Here is a 17,098-nt window from a genome sequence, read left to right as displayed (position 1 = left end):
TTTCACCTTTAGAGCAAGCTCTATGTACATGAAGCGGTATTCATACCGCCTAAAAGTTAACGATAAGAGAGGTTGAGTAAGGCCGCGCCTTACGCCAAGCCGCCCATGCACAAGTATTTAATTTCAACATATTCATCAATGCCGTACTGAGAGCCTTCGCGGCCACTACCAGACTCTTTAACGCCGCCGAATGGCGCTACTTCACTGGAAATAATGCCTTCGTTGATGCCAACCATGCCGTATTCCAAGGCTTCAGATACACGCCAGATACGCGCAATATTTTGGGAATAAAAGTAAGACGCCAAGCCAAATGGGGTATTGTTTGCCATGGCTACAGCTTCATCTTCGGTTTTAAATTTGAACAGCGGAGCAACTGGGCCAAAGATCTCGTTAGAGAAAATGTCCATATCTTCGGTAACGCCAGTCAAAATGGTTGGTTCGAAGAACTGAGCGCCAGCAGCCGTGGCTTTTGAGCCACCAATTAGCGCTTTCGCGCCTTTTGTTATAGCGTCGCCAACCAGCAGCTCTACTTTGCTGATCGCCGCTGGATTGATTAACGGACCAATGTTGACGCCTTCAGCGAAACCATCACCAGTTTTAAAGGTGGCAACACGTTTAGCCAGCTTCTCTGCGAAAATATCGTACACGCCTTCTTGCACTAAAATTCGGTTCGCGCAAACACAGGTTTGGCCTGCATTACGGTATTTCGATGCAATCGCGCCTTCCACTGCGGCATCTAGGTCGGCATCATCAAATACGATGAAAGGTGCGTTGCCGCCTAGCTCCATTGAAGTACGTTTAACTGTTTGCGCGCACTGAGAAAGCAGCAATTTGCCCACAGGAGTCGAGCCCGTGAAAGACAATTTACGCACTGTTGGATGACCCGTTAATACGCCACCAATGGCTTTTGCATCTTTACCGACAACAACGTTCAAAACGCCCGCAGGAATGCCTGCTTGGTGGGCTAGTTCAGCCAATGCCAACGCACACAAAGGTGTTTCGTCAGAAGGCTTGATGACAATTGCACAACCTGCCGCAAGAGCAGGACCTGCTTTACGCGTTATCATAGCAATGGGGAAATTCCATGGTGTAATGGCAGCGACCACACCAATAGGCTGTTTAATGGTTAAAACACGCTTATCTTTGGCGAAAGTTGGAATCACGTCACCATTCAAACGGCGAGCTTCGTCTGCAAACCAATCAATAAAAGACGCGCCATAGGCCACTTCGCCTTTCGCTTCAGCAAACGGTTTGCCTTGCTCCAAGGTCATCAATGTCGCTAAGTCGTCTTGGTTGTCCAGAATGAGTTGGTTCCAACGACGCAATAGTGTCGCGCGTTCTTTTGCTGTGCGACCTTGCCATTCTTTTTGCGCTTTTTCGGCAGCTTCAACGGCAAGCGTTGTCTCTTCTGCGCCTAAATCCGCAACATCGATAATGTGTTCGCCATTCGCTGGGTTTGTAATTGCGAAGGTCTTGCCAGATTTAGCTGCTACCCATTCACCACCAATGTATGAGTGGCTTTTGAGTAAAGAAGGTTGAGATAGTATTGCTGTCATAAAACACTCCAGGCTTGGCTACGGAGGATAGTGAGTGCGCGTCACAGTGCCGCACTGTCAATGTTTATCGATAGTAGGCAATGGCCAGCGTTTGAAAAATGAGAAGCTATCAATGCAATGTTTGATGTCTTTCAAACATTAGGCGCTAGGTGGTAGAAAGTTCACAGAGGAATAGGAAATAAAGCCTTCGAGAGCGGTTAAATAAGAGCCAAGCAAAAAAACGAAATTGATAGTCATTCTCTTTTGAAATATCATGCCCGTATCTAAAAAAAGAGCTTTAACTATGTTGTTCCGTCACCTGATTATCTGCGCTACCTCACTTTTTATGTCGTTGGCCTCTTGGGCTTACCCAAGCATTCAAGATGAAAATGGTACTTTTACTCTAGCGTCTGAACCTAAACGTATCGTTGTTTTAGAGTTGTCTTTTGTTGATGCGCTTGCGGTCGTTGGCATTTCTCCTGTCGGTATCGCTGACGATAACAACCCGAATATCTTGTTACCTGAAGTGAAAGCTAAGCTAAGACCATGGACGTCATTAGGCATGCGTTCGCAACCAAACATGGAAAATATCGCCGATTTACATCCAGATCTCATTATTGCGGACTTTGAACGTCATGCTGCAGCGTATGACAGTTTGTCTCGCATTGCCCCAACATTGTTGCTGAAAAGTCGTGGTGAAACCTATGAAGAGAACCTAGAAGCGGCGGCGAAAATTGGCGTTATTGTGAATAAAAGCACACAAATGCAGCAAAGAATTCAGCAGCACAGAGCAACGATGGCGAAATATAGAAAAGCGCTAGAGCAAAAGGAAAATCTAGGGAGTGTTCAGTTTGCTATCGTGAGCTCACGTGGCATGTGGTTACACGGCCCTAATTCTTACGCTGGTAGCGTGTTAACGGCACTTGGTTTTCCCAGCCCGATTAAAAACCAATTAGATACGCCCTACATTCCAGCCAGTTTAGAGCTTTTGCTGCAGGTGAATCCTGATTGGTTGTTGATGGGAACTTATGGCGACAAAACAGTATTGGATGACTGGCGCAAGGTACCTTTATTTCAATTGTTGTCAGCAGTTAAGAAGCAACAAGTCATCAAAGTTTCACCAGAGCTATGGTCTTTGAACCGCGGCATGATGGCCGCAGAAGGGATAGCAAAAGATCTTGATCGTATTCTGTCTCCTTAATTCCTCCCGATTACCTTATCAAAAATTCATAGCCTTCCAAGCATAAGGAGGGCCAGTGTTTCTCTACTTTATTTCCCTCCATTAAATATTTTATTTTGGCTTGTTGCATAAGTTGCAACGTATCATTTCTGATTGTAAACATAAATAATATGTGTTCTCATTCTCAAAAAATATCTCGTCCTCTTTTCTTAATGCTGTGGAAATTTAAAAAATGAGAATAAAAAACTTCCTTCTGACGCCTTTGGCGCTTGCTGTGTCTTTAGCGTCTTTTTCTTCCTTTGCAGAAGAAGCTACAACGAATAATGGAGATCCTGATAAAGTGATCTCTCTAACGGTTCAAGGCTACAAGGGCTATGCGCAGGAGTTACCTACTTCTGGCAGTAAATCTGATGCTGAATGGTTAGATGTTCCACAATCTGTATCTGTTGTGACTGATACAGAAATGAAGGATCGAGGGGCTGTAAAGCTGGTGGACGCACTGGATGGCGTCGCAGGTGTCAACAATACGTTGGGTGAAGGCAGCCGAGATCAGTTTGTGATTCGTGGCTTTGATGCGATTCGTGATATTTACCGTGACGGGTTAAGAGACGATGGTAATTTGCAGTCTTATCGTAGCTTAGCCAACGTAGAGCAAGTAGAAATAGTGAAAGGCCCTGCTGGTGCTTTGTATGGAAGAGGATCCGCTGGCGGTATTATTAACTTAGTGACAAAGCGTGCAAATGGCGATGAATTTACGCGTTTATCTACCAGCTACGGCAGTAATGATAAGCTCAAAGGCTCAATCGACACATCGGCTAAATTAACCGACACTATTAATGGTCGTTTGAATGTGGAAGTGCGTCGTGCCAACTCTTTTGTCGATCATGTGGACTCAGACGATTATTTCATTGCTCCAACATTTCAATTTCAGCCATCGGATGATCATACGGTCAATCTAGATATTGAAATAATGCACCAAAATTTGGTGCCTTATCGTGGTGTACCGTCTAAGGATGGGAAGCCTGTTGATGTGCCCCGCAGCACCTTTTTTGGCAGTAAAAACGATTTCCAAGAATCAGACAGTATTCGAGTCGCTATAGATGACGAATTGCAGTTTGGCCCTGATATCAAATGGAATAATCGTGTTGCTTTTACAAGGGTGACTTTGGAACAGCAAGGTACTCGCCAAACGACAGCAGCAGTAACGGGCGCTAATACAGTGGCTCAAACCGTGAATGATTTTGGCTATGACCCACGTACCACAGTGACGCTGCAGTCAGAATTAAAATGGGATGTGGGCAATCAGCAAATATTGTTTGGTGCTGATTACAATCAAATAGACATTGATTTGAACCTAAGAAGCCAAGCTCTTCCTGCAAAAAGCATTGATAACCCTATTGCTGATAACGTTACTAGTCCTGGTTTTCCTGCCTTTCGAGAAAATACGACTAAAACTGTAGGTTTGTATATTCAAGATATTATTACATTGGGTGATTGGTCATTCTCCGGGAATGTTCGTCAAGATCACATGGAACTGAATCAAAAAATCATTTCAACCGGTTTAGAGTCGTCAAATAACGATGATAAAACCAGTTACCGTATAGGAGCTGCTTATCGTCTTACGGACAATATGTCGGCCTATACAACCTTGGCAAAATCATGGCAGCTACCTTATGGCGGTAGTTTTATAAGCCCTACGCTTGCTGAATTCTACTCTACGAAATTAAAAGAAGTCGGTGTTAAAGCCTACTTGCTTGATGACGCTCTAATGTTGAACGCGGCCGTGTTCCAGATAGACCAAGAGCAACCTCAAACTGACACAAATGGTTTTATTATAAATAAAAGCCAAGAGCGTCACCGAGGGCTTGAACTTGAAGCTCGTGGACAATTAACGAAGCAATTAAGCGCAACGGCTAGCTACACCTACCTAGATGCAGAAGATCGAGACACAGGTAAAAAACCAAACGATGTGTCTGATCAACTTATTTCCCTTGGCACGACTTATCAACTTAACGATGCGTGGCGCTTTGGTGGCAGCGTGAAATACGTGGGAGATCGCTACGCTGGCAACAACGAAGCTGTTGAGCTAGGCGACTACACCACAGTAAACGCCATGGCGTCCTATCAAACCGGTAAACATCGAGTGCAATTTAATGCGTACAACATTTTTGATGAAAAGTATTACCTAGGTTCAACTGATGGCACCTCCGGTATCAACTCAATTGGCTACGGTTCTCCAGCAGAATTCATGGTCAGCTACAGCTATGAGCTGTAAATTAGAAGAAATGCCATTATTACCTTGTGAAGAATACATCGTTATATTTTCACTAAAGAGTCGTCAGTTCTAAAGTCGTACGACATTCCGACGAAGACATAGATTAATACACTAAAAAAAGCGCCGCTAACCTCACGTTAGCGGCGCTTTTGCGTATAATAAGCCAATATCCCACACTGTTGATTCCGAAGATTCAGCTCGCGAAGGAGTAGTAGATTGGCGCAAAAAAGAGCGGTTGTTCGTCAGAGCTTACCTGATGTCATTACGGCGGATTTACGTCAGCGTATTTTGTCTGGTGACCTTGCTGAAGGTGAACTCATTCGTCAGGAGTTATTGGCGGAAGAATACGATGTCTCGCGCATGCCAATTCGTGAAGCGTTGAAGCGTCTTGATGCAGAAGGGCTGGTGGTGTTTACCAACAACCGTGGTGCCACCGTGACTAAACATACTTTAGAAGAAATCGCTGAAATCTTTGATGTACGAATGATGCTAGAGGTGGATCTTTTCACTCGTGCTATCCCCTTGATGCAAGACGAACATTTTGAGCTCTGCGAGAGCATTCTTAAAGAGATGGAATTGTCCTATCAAAGTGGCGATGTCGCGGCTTGGGGGCCTTTAAATGCAAGGTTTCATAGTGCACTTTATGCTGCTTCTGACAGGAAACTCACAAGTAACTTATTAGAGCGTGCAAGCTTACAATCTAACCGTTATGTGAGCATGCATATAGACCAATTGAACAAATCCCAAAGTGCTCAACAAGATCACAGTGATTTACTGGCGTTGGCGAGACTAGGGGATGTGCAATGCGCGGCCGATAAATTACGCTCTCATATCGAAAACACCAAGTTCCAAGTGCTGGAATGGATCGCCGCTGCTCGAAGTTGAATCGCTCCTACTCGCTCTAATGTAGGTCGGCCTTCAGGCCGTCAAAAAGCTGGATCACACCAAACCCAACCCCTTGACGCGCTAAAGTACGCTAGAACTTTTTCAAAATCTTAAAAGAGGCTAAAACCGAGTAGCTGAAAATGACGTAAGGTCAATATCTGGAGCTTGAGTATTGGCAAGCGCCGCGACTAATTCTGCGGTTCCTGCGGATTGAGTCAGTCCTAAATGTCCATGTCCAAAGGCGTAAATCACCCGTTGAGATCGACTGGAATAACTGATTACCGGAAGGCTGTCTGGCATAGACGGACGAAAGCCCATCCATTGTTTTCCGCCATCCACTTTAAGGCCAGGTAAGAAGCTAGCGGCCTTGTTAAGCAATACTTCAGCACGCTTAAAGTTAGGCGGTAATCTCAATCCACCTAGCTCAACGGCTCCTCCTACACGAATCCCCTCACCTACTTTTGTGACCACAAAACCATGATTACTAAAGGTTATGTGAGTTTTTAAATTGAATGCGCCAGCTGGCAAAGTCGTGTTGTATCCTCGCTCCGTATCTAATGGCAAATTGTCTCCAATAGATTGCGCTAAAGTTTTTGACCAAGCCCCTGCGGCTAGAACAACTTGGCTTGTTTCATAGTCGGCCGCATCGCTTTTTAAGGTTACGTTATCGCTATTCACTGCAATGGAATTAATTGATGTAATGGCAATTCTGCCGCCAAGTTTTTCAAACTCTTCAGCTAAGTGTTTAGTCCATTCGGCAGGATCGCAGACGTTTTTCCACTCTGGAGTAAAGGCTGCATGGGTAAATCGGGGATGAATGCCGGGCTGGATTTTGGCGATAGCGTCTGGACTTAGTAAAAATTCATAGGTGACGCCATGTTGTTGTCGCGTTTGCCAACCAGCAAGACTGGCATTGAATTCTGCTTCACCTTCGTAAAGTTGTAACTGCCCTTCGCGGCGAATCATAGCTTCACCATTTACTGCTTGAATTTGGCGTTCCAGTGCGGCTTTAGAAAAATCCATCAAACTGGCTTGTGCAGCCAAGGCGGCTTGGTATTTGTCTTCCCAGCTGGCACGCCAGAAACGCAACATCCAAGGGATAATTTTCAACGCGTAAGCAGGACGTAACGACAATGGGCCAAGTGGGTCGATCAACCACTTTGGTGCTTTGCGCATAATGCCTGGCGTGGCGAGAGGAATTACATCGGCAAAGGCAAACGCTCCTGCATTGCCTGACGACGTTTCTGCAGCAACACCTTTCCGGTCCAATACCAGCACTTGCCGACCTTCTGATTGCAGTTTTAACGCAATGCTAATGCCGATAATGCCAGCACCAATGACAATCACATCCTGATTCTTTGTACTGTCCATTTTGGGTTCACCAATTATGTCTAACCAATTGTTTGAAGTTGGACCTTCCATCGTTAAGACAGTTTAATGCCATTTTTTAAGGGATCGCTGGGGTTCATCATCAAGGTTGCTTCTTTAGTGATAAACGCCTGACCAGTAATATTGGGAATAATTGTATCGTTTGTCGCTTGCTGATAGCTCAAACGATAACTACTACCAATGGTGCTTTCCTGAATGATTTCTTCGCCCGGCGCCAGACGCTTGTCCGCAGCAAGGCAAGCTAGGCGTGCCGAGCTTCCGGTTCCGCATGGCGAGCGATCGTAAGCGTTGTCAGGGCACAAAACAAAGTTGCGGCTGTGGCCTTTTTCGTTCAATGCTGGCCCATAAAGAACAATGTGATCAATGATACCGCCATCTGTACCTGTTAACTGCTTCGCTTCAATGGCTTCGCGAATCTTGATGGCGACTTCGGTCAGATTGCGAATATTACTTGGAATCACAGGAACAGGGCTTTGATCGACAATAAAGAACCAATTCCCGCCATACGCAATATCGCCAGAAACTGTACCTATGCCATCAATATCTAACGTCACATCTTTCTGTAAACGATGACTGGCCACGTTTTTCACCGTCACTGTGTTTGCATCGGAAAGTGTCACTTCAACCACGCCAACTGGCGTTTCGATTTTGTGGGTACCAATGCCTATTTTGCCCATGTGAGCCAACGTTGCGGCAACACCAATGGTGCCGTGACCACACATGCCGATGACTGCAGCGGCGTCGAAATAAATCACGCCAGCCGCGCAAGTTGAATCAACCGGTTCAACTAACATCACGCCGACCATGGCTTCTTGCCCATAGGGTTCTGATACTACAGAGCGATAAAAGTCCTTATGTTCCGTGGCTAAAATCTTGGCGCGCTCAGCTAAAGAACCAGAGCCTAAATCTGGCCCACCAGACACAATAACGCGGGTTGGTTCACCTTCCGTATGACTGTCGATTACTTGCATGTATCTATTACTCCACCTTGTTTTGCCCAATCCGCAAACCAGTCTTTGAAGAGCGTATATTGATCTTCACAATAACGACGTTGTGCGGCGTTAAGCTCGTCCGTTTCGTTGAAGTGTAATCGATACTCTTCTTCACCGTTTAAAACAAGCAAATATTTGAAGAACAGAACCAGTTCAGGGCCTTCGTCGAAACTGGCTAAGACTGAAAACGCTTCTTCTAATTCTTGGGCACGAACTCGAGCTTCCGCATTGCCTTTCGCAGCAAGCTTACATAAATTCGCTAACAACAAAACTTCATTCGGTAACGCCGTACCAATACCGGTAATCGCACCAACAGCACCACATTTCACGAAGCCATGATAAACCGCCGTATCGACACCCACCATCAGCAAAACACTCTCGTCTTGGGAGGTGATGTTTTCTGCTGCATAGCGCAGGGCTTCTTTACTGCCAAACTCTTTAAAGCCCACCAGATTTTTGTGTTCAGCCCGCAAGGCGAAAAACAAATCCGCTCGGGTTGCAAAACCATACACAGGGCTGTTGTAGATAATCGCTGGAATCGATGGTGCCGCGGTTAAAATCGCCTTGAAATGATTCTTCTGCGCAGCAATCACCGAACCTCGTGATAGCACACGAGGAATCACCATCAAACCCGCCGCTCCGACTTTTTCGGCGTGTGCTGCCAACGCCACAGCGGATTTCGTATTAATCGCCCCAGTGCCTACTACCACAGGAATACCCGCTGCGACCAAACGCTCTACGCCTTCCATACGCTCGGCGTCCGTCAACAAAGGCCAATCTCCCATGGAACCGCAATAGACCACAGCAGACATCCCCGCCGCCATCATCTCCTTGCCCTTCTTCACCAAGTTATCAAAATCTGGCGTGCGATCTGCCTTACAAGGCGTCATCAACGCCGGCATAATGCCTTGGAAAACACTAACGTCTAAAACAGCATTATTCATCATTCGATACCTTTTCTAAGAAGTTGAAGGAATTTACTATCCATTATTAATAGTGGATTTTGTATCCAAAATATACTCAGTATAAAAAGTAGTCAATAAATACTCTTTTCTTAGGTGGTGTTTTACATTAGCTTTTAGATGTTATGCTGGTTGCCCTTTTAAATGGACTGTTTTAATTTGTTGTTTAATAATTATTACCGCTAGAAGAGGTCTATTTGCCCTATTTCGATCAGTTTATGCAGCAGTGGAAAGTCTATTTAACGCAGCAACTTTCCTTATCGGGTTTGAGTTACCTTGTTTCAGGCGTTGGTGATGCTACGGATATTAAGGCGAATTCGCTGGCGTATTTTGCTTGGTTGAGGACGTATTCCATCGAGCTTGTTGGGATCGACGAAGCAAGGGATAACGTGGCGTGGGTCATGTTGGAAAAGCAGCTAAAAGCCTTTGCGGAAAAAGCCGAAAAAGGCACGTTCGATCTGGTTTCTAAACTGCATCTTGAAGAAAGCCAAATCCAGATTGTTCTTAATTTTAATTATGATGGCGAGCAACATATCGTGTATGTGAGTTGAGCTTTGTCGTTTATTGTTTCTTTTGCCTTCTTTCACCTTAAACAGACCAAGAGGCGTTGGTTTGTTTAAGGTGATATTAATCAAAATAAGACTATTACACTCTTTTCGCTTTCTTGTTTGGCAAGTCGGTAATCGTCCCAGCGCCGAGTTCTGCTGCTAAGCCAACGGTTTCGTGTAGGCTTGGGTGAGCGTGGATGGTTAAGGCGATGTCTTCCAGTGTGGCGCCTAATTCTATGGCAAGGGTTAGCTCGCCGAGCAATTCCCCAGCATGAGAACCCACAACACCAGCCCCCAAGACGCGTTCTGTGGCTTCGTCATAAATGAGTTTGGTTTTGCCTTGGGTAACGCCAGAAGCGATGGCACGTCCGCTGGCTGTCCAAGGAAATACCGCGGTTTTCACTGCCATGTTCTGTTTTTTCGCTTCGGTTTCGGTTAAGCCAACCCAAGCGACTTCTGGAAAAGTGTAAGCAATAGAGGGAATGGCGAGTGGTTGGAAGTCGACTTTATGACCTGCGACCACTTCCGCGGCCGTGTGGCCTTGGTGCGAGGCTTTGTGTGCCAACATGGGACCATGAGCCACGTCGCCAATGGCGTAAATATTGGGTACAGATGTTTGACACTTATCATTGGTCAATACAAAGCCGCGTTCATCTAATTTTACCCCTATGTCAGCAATACCGGCGGTTTTACCATTGGGCGAGCGGCCAACGGCCACCAATACGGCGTCAACAGCGAGCTGGCGTTCGCCGTCTTTGTCCTTCAAGGTAACGTTTAACGCTTCTGGCGTGGCTTCTATATTGGTCACTTGGGTTTTGGTTAAAAAGCTCATGCGATTTTTGTTGGCTTGCTCGAACACCCGTACCAGATCTTTGTCTGCGCCTGTCATGATCTGCTCACCAAGCTCGGCAACCGTAATTTTCGCGCCGAGTGATTGATAAACCGTTGCCATTTCTAAACCAATAATGCCGCCGCCAAGTATCAATAGGTGCTCTGGAATACGTTCGAGCTGTAGCGCGCTGGTGGAATCTAAAATTCGTGGGTCGTAATAAGGCACAAACGGCAGTTTTATCGCACGAGAACCGACGGCGATAATGGCATTTTTAAAATCAACTTGTTGTGACTGTCCGTCTTTGGTGACGGTGATTGAGCTGGTCGAATCGAACTGGCCTTCGCCATGAATGACGGTGACTTTTCTTCCTTTTGCCATCAACGCAAGGTTGCTGGTGAGTGTGTCGACCGTGGATTGCCGATGATGGCGGATCGCATCAAGATCTAGGGTTGGCTTGGTAAACTGCACACCGTGAGCAGGTTCGTCAGCCATGAGAATTTTACCTGCAACATGTAAAAGCGCTTTGGAGGGAATGCAGCCAACGTTTAAACAAACGCCGCCCAAGGTCCCGTGGCGCTCTATCATGGCGACGTTTAATCCTAAATCGGCCGCTCGAAAGGCCGCTGCATAGCCGCCAGGACCACTGCCTAAAATCACTAAATCGTACATGTCATTCGTCTCCTAAAACACTTTTATGAAGCCTAGATATTCTATCTATCTACCTATCACTAGATAGATAGAATATAGCTTGAGTATTTAGCCTTGGTCAATAAAATACCTATCACTTGATAGATAAATTGATAAGGCGGGTAAATGATGGCTGATAAAAACGCGACGAAAACGAAAATCATGGACACCGCCGAAGGCTTCATTGTGCAAGGTGGTTATAACGCGTTTAGTTTTCGTGATATTGCAGAGGCGGTAGGAATCAAGAGTGCAAGTGTTCACTATCACTACCCTACGAAAGCCGATCTCGTCTCCGCTGTGATGGAGCGTTACACCCAAGCCTTTGCAGAACAACTCCCCGATCCCACGGATGAAAAATTTGACCCGAAAGCCTTGTTGAATGGTTTTATCGATGGTTTTAAAGCCAAGATAGTGGATCAGCGTGATATGAGTTTATGCACTATGCTGACATCAAATAAAGCCATTTTGCCTGAGGCTGTTTGTATTGAATTAGCAGCGTTTTATCAGCTTATATTAGACTGGCTGTCGCGGGTATTTGTGCGTTTAGATCAGATCGATGAAGATTTAGGATTGATGCAAGCCAGTCAGTTATTAGCTTGTTTACATGGTGCTTCCATTTTAGTGCAGGGCACGGATCAGCCTGATTTTTTTGATCGAGCTCTGTCAGAGTGGAAGGCTCGCTGTCAGTAAAACGAGTACATTTAATAATTAAAAGCAGGCCATATAACAATATATAGTGTTTGAGGTATCATGTTGTTTCCACAATTTATGCGAATATTTTCTGAATGAGCAATGGCGACAAGCATACATACAACCCTACTTTTGAGTGGCGGTTTCTTCACCCACGCTTTTGGCTGACATGGTTTAGTGTCTTGGTCTCGTTGCTTATTGCTTTTTTCCCCTTGCGTTGGCGGGATAAGCTAGCGAGTTGGATTGCTGGCCGATTGCTTAATACAAAGAGTCGCGCTTAAAAAAGAGCAAGGGTGAACTTAGAGCAGTGTTTTCCTGACAAAACACTAGAAGAGCGAGAGGCTCTGCTAAAAAGAAGCTTTCAAACCGCTGCCCAGTATTTTATCGCCTATGGTGAGTTGATTGTGCGTAGCAAGCGTCATTGTGAAAACCGCTGTGTTATTTTTGGAGAAGAGCATTTATTTCCTCTTCTAAAAAGTGACCAGAATGTGATTGCTTTGGTACCCCACTGCTGGGCGATTGATTACGCTGGAGTAATGTTGACGGCGAAAGGTCATAAAACTGTTGCCATGATACGTACCCAGAAAAACCCTATTTTTAATTGGTTGATCCATCTTCAGCGGGTTCGGTATGGGGCGCGCGTGTATTGTCGAAGTGCAGGTATTAAGCCTTTTATGAAATCGATTAAAGAGGGCTATCTGGGGTATTACTTACCAGATGAAGATCTGGGTGCTCAGAATTCCGTTTTTACGCCTTTTTTTGCGTCTAACAAGGCGACAATGAAAGGCTTGGGGCGATTGGCCAGCCTGACTGATGCGAAGGTTGTTCCCATGTTGCCAGCGTATAATGCAGAATTAGGTAAATACGAACTTTTCATTTCACCTCCCTTGGAAAATTTCCCTAGTGGAAGTGAAGAGACCGATGCACTCATTATGAACCAAGCTCTTGAGGCGATGATATCTAAGCATCCTGAGCAGTATATGTGGGTACTAAATCTTTTACGAACGCGCCCTGATGGTTCAGATCTTTATTAATAGTTTTTTTCTATTAACAAGTTCCTTCGCGACAAATGTTCTTTCAGTGTTATAAACTACGGCCTAAATGATTAGGCCGTTTTTATTTGTTCTGTTTTAAAGCTACGACAAGATGGAGTATTTCATGTCAGCAAGCTCACCCGCTATGGTAACGGACCTCGATGTTCAAGCCGTAAAAGACTACCTCCTATCTCTACAAGACCATATTTGCTCGACTCTTGAGAGTGTTGAACCAAGTGCTCGTTTTAAAGAAGACGCTTGGGACAGACCTAACGGCGGTGGTGGGCGTACTCGTGTCATAGCCGGTGGTGATGTGATTGAAAAAGGCGGTGTGAACTTCTCCCATGTGATGGGTGACAACTTACCGCCCTCTGCGACAGCAGATCGCCCTGAATTAGCGGGTGGCCGTTTTGAAGCCATGGGCGTGTCTTTGGTGATTCATCCGAACAATCCTATGGCACCTACTTCCCATGCCAATGTACGTTTGTTTATCGTTTATAAAGACGGTATGGCACCAGTATGGTGGTTTGGTGGTGGTTTTGATCTGACTCCTTATTATGGCTTCGATGAAGACTGTATCCATTGGCATCAAGCGTCTTATGATGCTGTTGAGCCATTTGGTGAAGGTTATTACTCTCGCTTCAAAAAATGGTGTGATGAGTACTTCTATTTGAAACACCGAGGCGAACCCCGTGGTATTGGTGGTTTGTTCTTTGATGACTTTAACGAAGGCAGTTTCGAGCATTGCTTTGGCATGATGAAATCCGTAGGTAACGCCTATACAGAAGCGTATTTGCCAATTCTAAAGCGCCGAAAAGACTTGCCATTCACAGAGCAACAGCGAGATTTCCAACTGCATCGTCGTGGACGCTATGTGGAGTTTAATCTGGTGTTTGACCGTGGAACACACTTTGGTTTGCAAAGCGGATTGGGGCGTACCGAATCCATTCTGATGTCATTACCACCGGAAGTTCGCTGGACCTATGAGTATCAAGTAGAACCGCAAAGTGAAGAAGCGAAATTAACCGACTATTACTTAACCTCAAAAGATTGGCTGGCTGCTCGCTAATTGACGTTTAAATAAGGGGATACATTTTGGATCAGTACGCTGTTGTTGGAAATCCGATTGCTCACAGTAAATCACCTAGTATTCATGCGCACTTTGCTACGCTGACAAATCAAGACTTGGTGTATTCGACCTTACTTGGTGACGAGATTGAATTTGAAAACCAGGTCAGAGACTTCTTTGAAAAAGACGGTAAAGGCTTAAATATTACGGTTCCATTTAAAGAGCGCGCTTATGCTATGTGCGATATTTTAAGTCAACGCGCAAAACAAGCCGGTGCGGTTAATACCTTGCTTATGGGAAAAAATGGCGACCTGTTCGGCGACAATACCGACGGAATTGGTATGGTTCGTGACATTATCCATAATCACTGTCAGAGTTTAACGGATAAACGCATTCTTCTACTGGGCGCTGGTGGCGCAGTTCGTGGTGTGCTTGAACCTGTTTTGGCGGAAAATCCAGAATCTGTCACCATCGCGAATCGCACTCTTGAAAAAGCCCAGTCTTTGGCGGATCAATTTGATTGCCTAGCCTCGTCTTTTGAAGCGCTAGAAGGTCCTTTCGATATCATCATTAATGGCACATCAGCGAGCTTGTCTGGCAGTTTACCGCCATTAAAAGATGAACTAGTGAACGGGCAAACTTGGTGTTATGACATGATGTATGGCAAGGAGCGCACTGTGTTTTTGCAATGGGCATACGAGCGTGGTGCCGAAGGGGCCGATGGCTTAGGTATGCTGGTGGGACAAGCCGCAGAAGCTTTCTATTTGTGGCGACAAGTTCGACCTGAAACGGCCAGCTTAGTCGAAACTATGCGCGAACAGATGTAAAGCGGGCAGTATTGGCCACCAGAGAAAAGGGAAGCAGTATGAAAGCGCAATGGTTCAGTTCAGTTGATCAAATAGGTGAAGCCAAATGGCAAGAGGCTATTGGAGAAACGCGATATCCCTTTGCGCAATTTGCCTTTCATCTGGCGTTAGAGCAAAGCAAAAGCATCGGCGATGGCACCGGCTGGTATCCTGAATATTTGATGGTAATGGATGACGATGATAGCCCACTGGCCATCGCCCCAACCTATTTGAAAACCCACTCGCAGGGGGAATTTGTCTTTGATTGGTCCTGGGCCGATGCCTACCAACGCTACGGCATGCGTTACTTTCCCAAACGCATTTGGGCGATCCCTTTTTCCCCAGTAACGGGTTTACGTATCTTCTCTCACCTAGACCCCAAAGGGGATGACGCTGAGTTTTCTCATCTGTACCCAGCCCTTGCCGAACTGATGACCCAAGCCAACCAAGAGCGAGCATTTTCAAGCTGGCATCTGTTATTCCCCAAACCTGAACACGCGGATTTGTTTCGCCATAATAAAGAACTGCTGCACCGAACTTCCTGTCAGTTTCATTGGTTTAACCGCGGTTACAAAGACATGGAAGATTATTTCTCTCACTTCTCTAGCCGTAAACGTAAAACCGCCCGCAAAGAACGAGAAAAAGTCGCCAAAGAAGGCATTACGCTGACGCGAACCATCGGAAACGATTTAACTTCGGAAGACATCGATTTCTTTTACCTGTGCTATCAATCCACTTACGCAAAGCGCGGGCAACAAGGTTATTTAACCCGTGAGTTCTTTGGTCAACTAGCCGAAAACATGGGCGAGCAAATTCTCTTGGTACAAGCGTTCAGAGGCGATGAAGCCATCGCTGCATCTTGGTGCTTCTTCGACGATCACTCTTTGTACGGTCGTTACTGGGGTTGTATGGAAGAAGTGGATTGCCTGCATTTTGAAGCCTGTTATTACCAAGGCATCGAGTTTTGCTTGGAAAAAGGGTTACAGCATTTTGATCCTGGTACTCAAGGGGAACACAAAATCGCCCGCGGTTTTGAACCTGTATTCAGCCACAGCATCCACTACATCGCTCACGAAGGCTTCCGCGAAGCCATTGGTAACTTCTGCGAGGAAGAAGCCCAAGCCGTGCGTGAGTACCATCAAGATACCCACGAATTATTGCCGTTTAAGCAAGAAAGCTGAGTTTATTCAATTACTTAAAGAACGAGTCGCATCTTGTTGATAAAGTTTTGCTAAGGATGACACCATTTTCTCCATTTCTGCCCGCAGTTCTGGTGGGCCAATCACTTCTAGTTCAGCCCCAAAGCGTAAGAGTTCTGCACAACCATATACCGATTCGCCCACTGGAAATCTGGCTCGGTGCCAACCTGATTCGTCCAATGGTTCTATCTGAGCTTGATTTACCGCATAGGAAGAGCAAACGTGTTGCATGATTTTCCTGCCGAGAGATGTTAAACGTACCTCGGCAATGATAGGAAACTGCACCACTTCCATTCGGCGTAAACTGTCTTGCCAAAATGCCGTTAAGTTAAAGTCTTTGGGGCGTTCGAATGTTTCATCTAGTAAGGTTAATGATTCAATACGAGAGACTCTGTATGTCCGCACGTCTTTTTCTACCTGTGCGAGCAAATACCACTGACCGCCTTTTAAAACGATGCCCAGAGGTTGTAGCTGGCGATTAATTTCGCCTTTCCAGCTTTGATATTGCATGACAACACGGCGTTGTTCTAATACCGCTGTCATTAAGTCTGGCAAGTAAGTGACTTTTTCATCGTCAGAAAACCAATTGGGCGCATCCAGCAAAAATCGACTTTGTAAGCGGTCGATTTCTGGTCGTATGTTTTCTGGTAAGGCGGCCTTTAACTTTAATTGAGCATCGGCAAGGAGGGTGTCTATCCCCATTTTTTGCGCAGGACCAGACAACCCGGCTAAAAACAGTGTTTCTGCTTCTTTGGCGGAAAGCCCATTCAAACGGGTGCGATAACCTTGCAACAACCGATAGCCACCTTGCACTCCTTGTTCGCTGTAGACGGGGACGCCAATGGCGCTAAGTGCTTCGATATCCCGATAAACCGTACGAATAGAGGTTTCACAGGCGTCAGCCAATTCTGCAGCAGTGACCTTCTCGTGGGTTTGCAACATCATCAGCATTTTGAGTATTCGGCTGGCTCGCATG

General features: G+C 45.7%; 14 protein-coding genes and 1 pseudogene. 9 read left to right on the top strand and 6 right to left on the bottom strand.

Annotated elements, in window-relative coordinates; genetic code table 11:
* Window positions 1-89: 89 nt before the first annotated feature.
* Window positions 90-1,556, bottom strand: a complete 1,467-nt coding sequence (locus B6N13_RS06555; protein WP_169458898.1) for an NAD-dependent succinate-semialdehyde dehydrogenase — start codon at window positions 1,554-1,556, stop codon at window positions 90-92.
* A gap of 283 nt (window positions 1,557-1,839) precedes the next feature.
* Between B6N13_RS06555 and B6N13_RS06550 the strand changes: the two genes are divergently transcribed.
* The 3 genes from B6N13_RS06550 (at window position 1,840) to B6N13_RS06540 (ending at window position 5,875) form a co-directional block, all read left to right on the top strand.
* Complete coding sequence (locus B6N13_RS06550; RefSeq protein WP_211172793.1) at window positions 1,840-2,736, top strand: Fe(3+) dicitrate ABC transporter substrate-binding protein; 897 nt, start codon at window positions 1,840-1,842, stop codon at window positions 2,734-2,736.
* A gap of 211 nt (window positions 2,737-2,947) precedes the next feature.
* Window positions 2,948-4,990: a TonB-dependent siderophore receptor gene (locus B6N13_RS06545; RefSeq protein WP_169458896.1), complete on the top strand. Its 2,043-nt coding sequence runs from the start codon at window positions 2,948-2,950 to the stop codon at window positions 4,988-4,990.
* A 216-nt stretch (window positions 4,991-5,206) separates the two neighbouring features.
* Complete coding sequence (locus tag B6N13_RS06540; RefSeq protein ID WP_169458895.1) at window positions 5,207-5,875, top strand: GntR family transcriptional regulator; 669 nt, start codon at window positions 5,207-5,209, stop codon at window positions 5,873-5,875.
* A 120-nt stretch (window positions 5,876-5,995) separates the two neighbouring features.
* Here B6N13_RS06540 and B6N13_RS06535 read toward each other — a convergent pair whose 3' ends face one another.
* From B6N13_RS06535 to B6N13_RS06525, 3 genes are read right to left on the bottom strand one after another with little or no spacing between them, the layout of a single operon-like run.
* Window positions 5,996-7,246, bottom strand: a complete 1,251-nt coding sequence (locus tag B6N13_RS06535; protein ID WP_169458894.1) for an FAD-dependent oxidoreductase — start codon at window positions 7,244-7,246, stop codon at window positions 5,996-5,998.
* A 53-nt stretch (window positions 7,247-7,299) separates the two neighbouring features.
* The gene (locus tag B6N13_RS06530; RefSeq protein WP_169458893.1) at window positions 7,300-8,235 is read right to left on the bottom strand and encodes a proline racemase family protein; all 936 of its coding nucleotides are present in this window, start codon (window positions 8,233-8,235) and stop codon (window positions 7,300-7,302) included.
* Window positions 8,226-9,200 carry a dihydrodipicolinate synthase family protein gene (locus B6N13_RS06525; protein ID WP_169458917.1) on the bottom strand — a complete coding sequence of 325 codons (975 nt, stop codon included), beginning with the start codon at window positions 9,198-9,200 and terminating at the stop codon, window positions 8,226-8,228. Before B6N13_RS06525 ends, B6N13_RS06530 begins: the two co-directional genes overlap by 10 nt.
* A 215-nt stretch (window positions 9,201-9,415) precedes the next feature.
* On the opposite strand from B6N13_RS06525, the gene B6N13_RS06520 reads away from it, so the two are divergent.
* On the top strand, window positions 9,416-9,769 hold the full coding sequence (locus B6N13_RS06520) for a hypothetical protein (protein WP_169458892.1): 354 nt from the start codon (window positions 9,416-9,418) through the stop codon (window positions 9,767-9,769).
* Between the two features lie 94 nt (window positions 9,770-9,863).
* Here the strand turns inward: B6N13_RS06520 and lpdA are convergent, their stop codons facing one another.
* The gene (lpdA, locus tag B6N13_RS06515; protein ID WP_169458891.1) at window positions 9,864-11,267 is read right to left on the bottom strand and encodes a dihydrolipoyl dehydrogenase; all 1,404 of its coding nucleotides are present in this window, start codon (window positions 11,265-11,267) and stop codon (window positions 9,864-9,866) included.
* 144 nt (window positions 11,268-11,411) lie between these two features.
* On the opposite strand from lpdA, the gene B6N13_RS06510 reads away from it, so the two are divergent.
* From B6N13_RS06510 to B6N13_RS06490, 5 genes and pseudogenes are all read left to right on the top strand, one after another.
* Window positions 11,412-11,975, top strand: a complete 564-nt coding sequence (locus tag B6N13_RS06510) for a TetR/AcrR family transcriptional regulator (RefSeq protein ID WP_248280249.1) — start codon at window positions 11,412-11,414, stop codon at window positions 11,973-11,975.
* A gap of 95 nt (window positions 11,976-12,070) precedes the next feature.
* A pseudogene (gene lpxM, locus B6N13_RS06505) lies at window positions 12,071-13,009 on the top strand (lauroyl-Kdo(2)-lipid IV(A) myristoyltransferase).
* A gap of 124 nt (window positions 13,010-13,133) precedes the next feature.
* On the top strand, window positions 13,134-14,078 hold the full coding sequence (gene hemF / locus B6N13_RS06500) for an oxygen-dependent coproporphyrinogen oxidase (RefSeq protein WP_169458890.1): 945 nt from the start codon (window positions 13,134-13,136) through the stop codon (window positions 14,076-14,078).
* A 26-nt stretch (window positions 14,079-14,104) separates the two neighbouring features.
* Entirely contained in the window at window positions 14,105-14,905 is an 801-nt protein-coding gene (aroE, locus tag B6N13_RS06495; protein ID WP_169458889.1) for a shikimate dehydrogenase, read from the top strand.
* A gap of 38 nt (window positions 14,906-14,943) precedes the next feature.
* Complete coding sequence (locus B6N13_RS06490; protein WP_169458888.1) at window positions 14,944-16,104, top strand: GNAT family N-acetyltransferase; 1,161 nt, start codon at window positions 14,944-14,946, stop codon at window positions 16,102-16,104.
* Window positions 16,105-16,110: 6 nt separating this feature from the next.
* Here B6N13_RS06490 and B6N13_RS06485 read toward each other — a convergent pair whose 3' ends face one another.
* Window positions 16,111-17,097: a YafY family protein gene (locus B6N13_RS06485; protein ID WP_169458887.1), complete on the bottom strand. Its 987-nt coding sequence runs from the start codon at window positions 17,095-17,097 to the stop codon at window positions 16,111-16,113.
* Between the last annotated feature and the right edge of the window lies 1 nt (window position 17,098).

The organism is Marinomonas sp. UCMA 3892 (genome assembly GCF_012726345.1).
Lineage (GTDB): Bacteria > Pseudomonadota > Gammaproteobacteria > Pseudomonadales > Marinomonadaceae > Marinomonas.
Note: the sequence above shows the minus strand (reverse complement) of the source record. Positions and strands in the feature narration are given on the sequence as shown.

What these genes read in the sequence shown, in the direction of transcription:
- B6N13_RS06555 (WP_169458898.1), bottom strand. Translation starts at nt 1,556, where the DNA reads ATGACAGCAATACTATCTCAACCTTCTTTACTCAAAAGCCACTCATAC.
- B6N13_RS06550 (WP_211172793.1), top strand. Translation starts at nt 1,840, where the DNA reads ATGTTGTTCCGTCACCTGATTATCTGCGCTACCTCACTTTTTATGTCG.
- B6N13_RS06545 (WP_169458896.1), top strand. Translation starts at nt 2,948, where the DNA reads ATGAGAATAAAAAACTTCCTTCTGACGCCTTTGGCGCTTGCTGTGTCT.
- B6N13_RS06535 (WP_169458894.1), bottom strand. Translation starts at nt 7,246, where the DNA reads ATGGACAGTACAAAGAATCAGGATGTGATTGTCATTGGTGCTGGCATT.
- B6N13_RS06530 (WP_169458893.1), bottom strand. Translation starts at nt 8,235, where the DNA reads ATGCAAGTAATCGACAGTCATACGGAAGGTGAACCAACCCGCGTTATT.
- B6N13_RS06525 (WP_169458917.1), bottom strand. Translation starts at nt 9,200, where the DNA reads ATGAATAATGCTGTTTTAGACGTTAGTGTTTTCCAAGGCATTATGCCG.
- lpdA (WP_169458891.1), bottom strand. Translation starts at nt 11,267, where the DNA reads ATGTACGATTTAGTGATTTTAGGCAGTGGTCCTGGCGGCTATGCAGCG.
- B6N13_RS06510 (WP_248280249.1), top strand. Translation starts at nt 11,412, where the DNA reads ATGATGGCTGATAAAAACGCGACGAAAACGAAAATCATGGACACCGCC.
- hemF (WP_169458890.1), top strand. Translation starts at nt 13,134, where the DNA reads ATGTCAGCAAGCTCACCCGCTATGGTAACGGACCTCGATGTTCAAGCC.
- B6N13_RS06490 (WP_169458888.1), top strand. Translation starts at nt 14,944, where the DNA reads ATGAAAGCGCAATGGTTCAGTTCAGTTGATCAAATAGGTGAAGCCAAA.
- B6N13_RS06485 (WP_169458887.1), bottom strand. Translation starts at nt 17,097, where the DNA reads ATGCGAGCCAGCCGAATACTCAAAATGCTGATGATGTTGCAAACCCAC.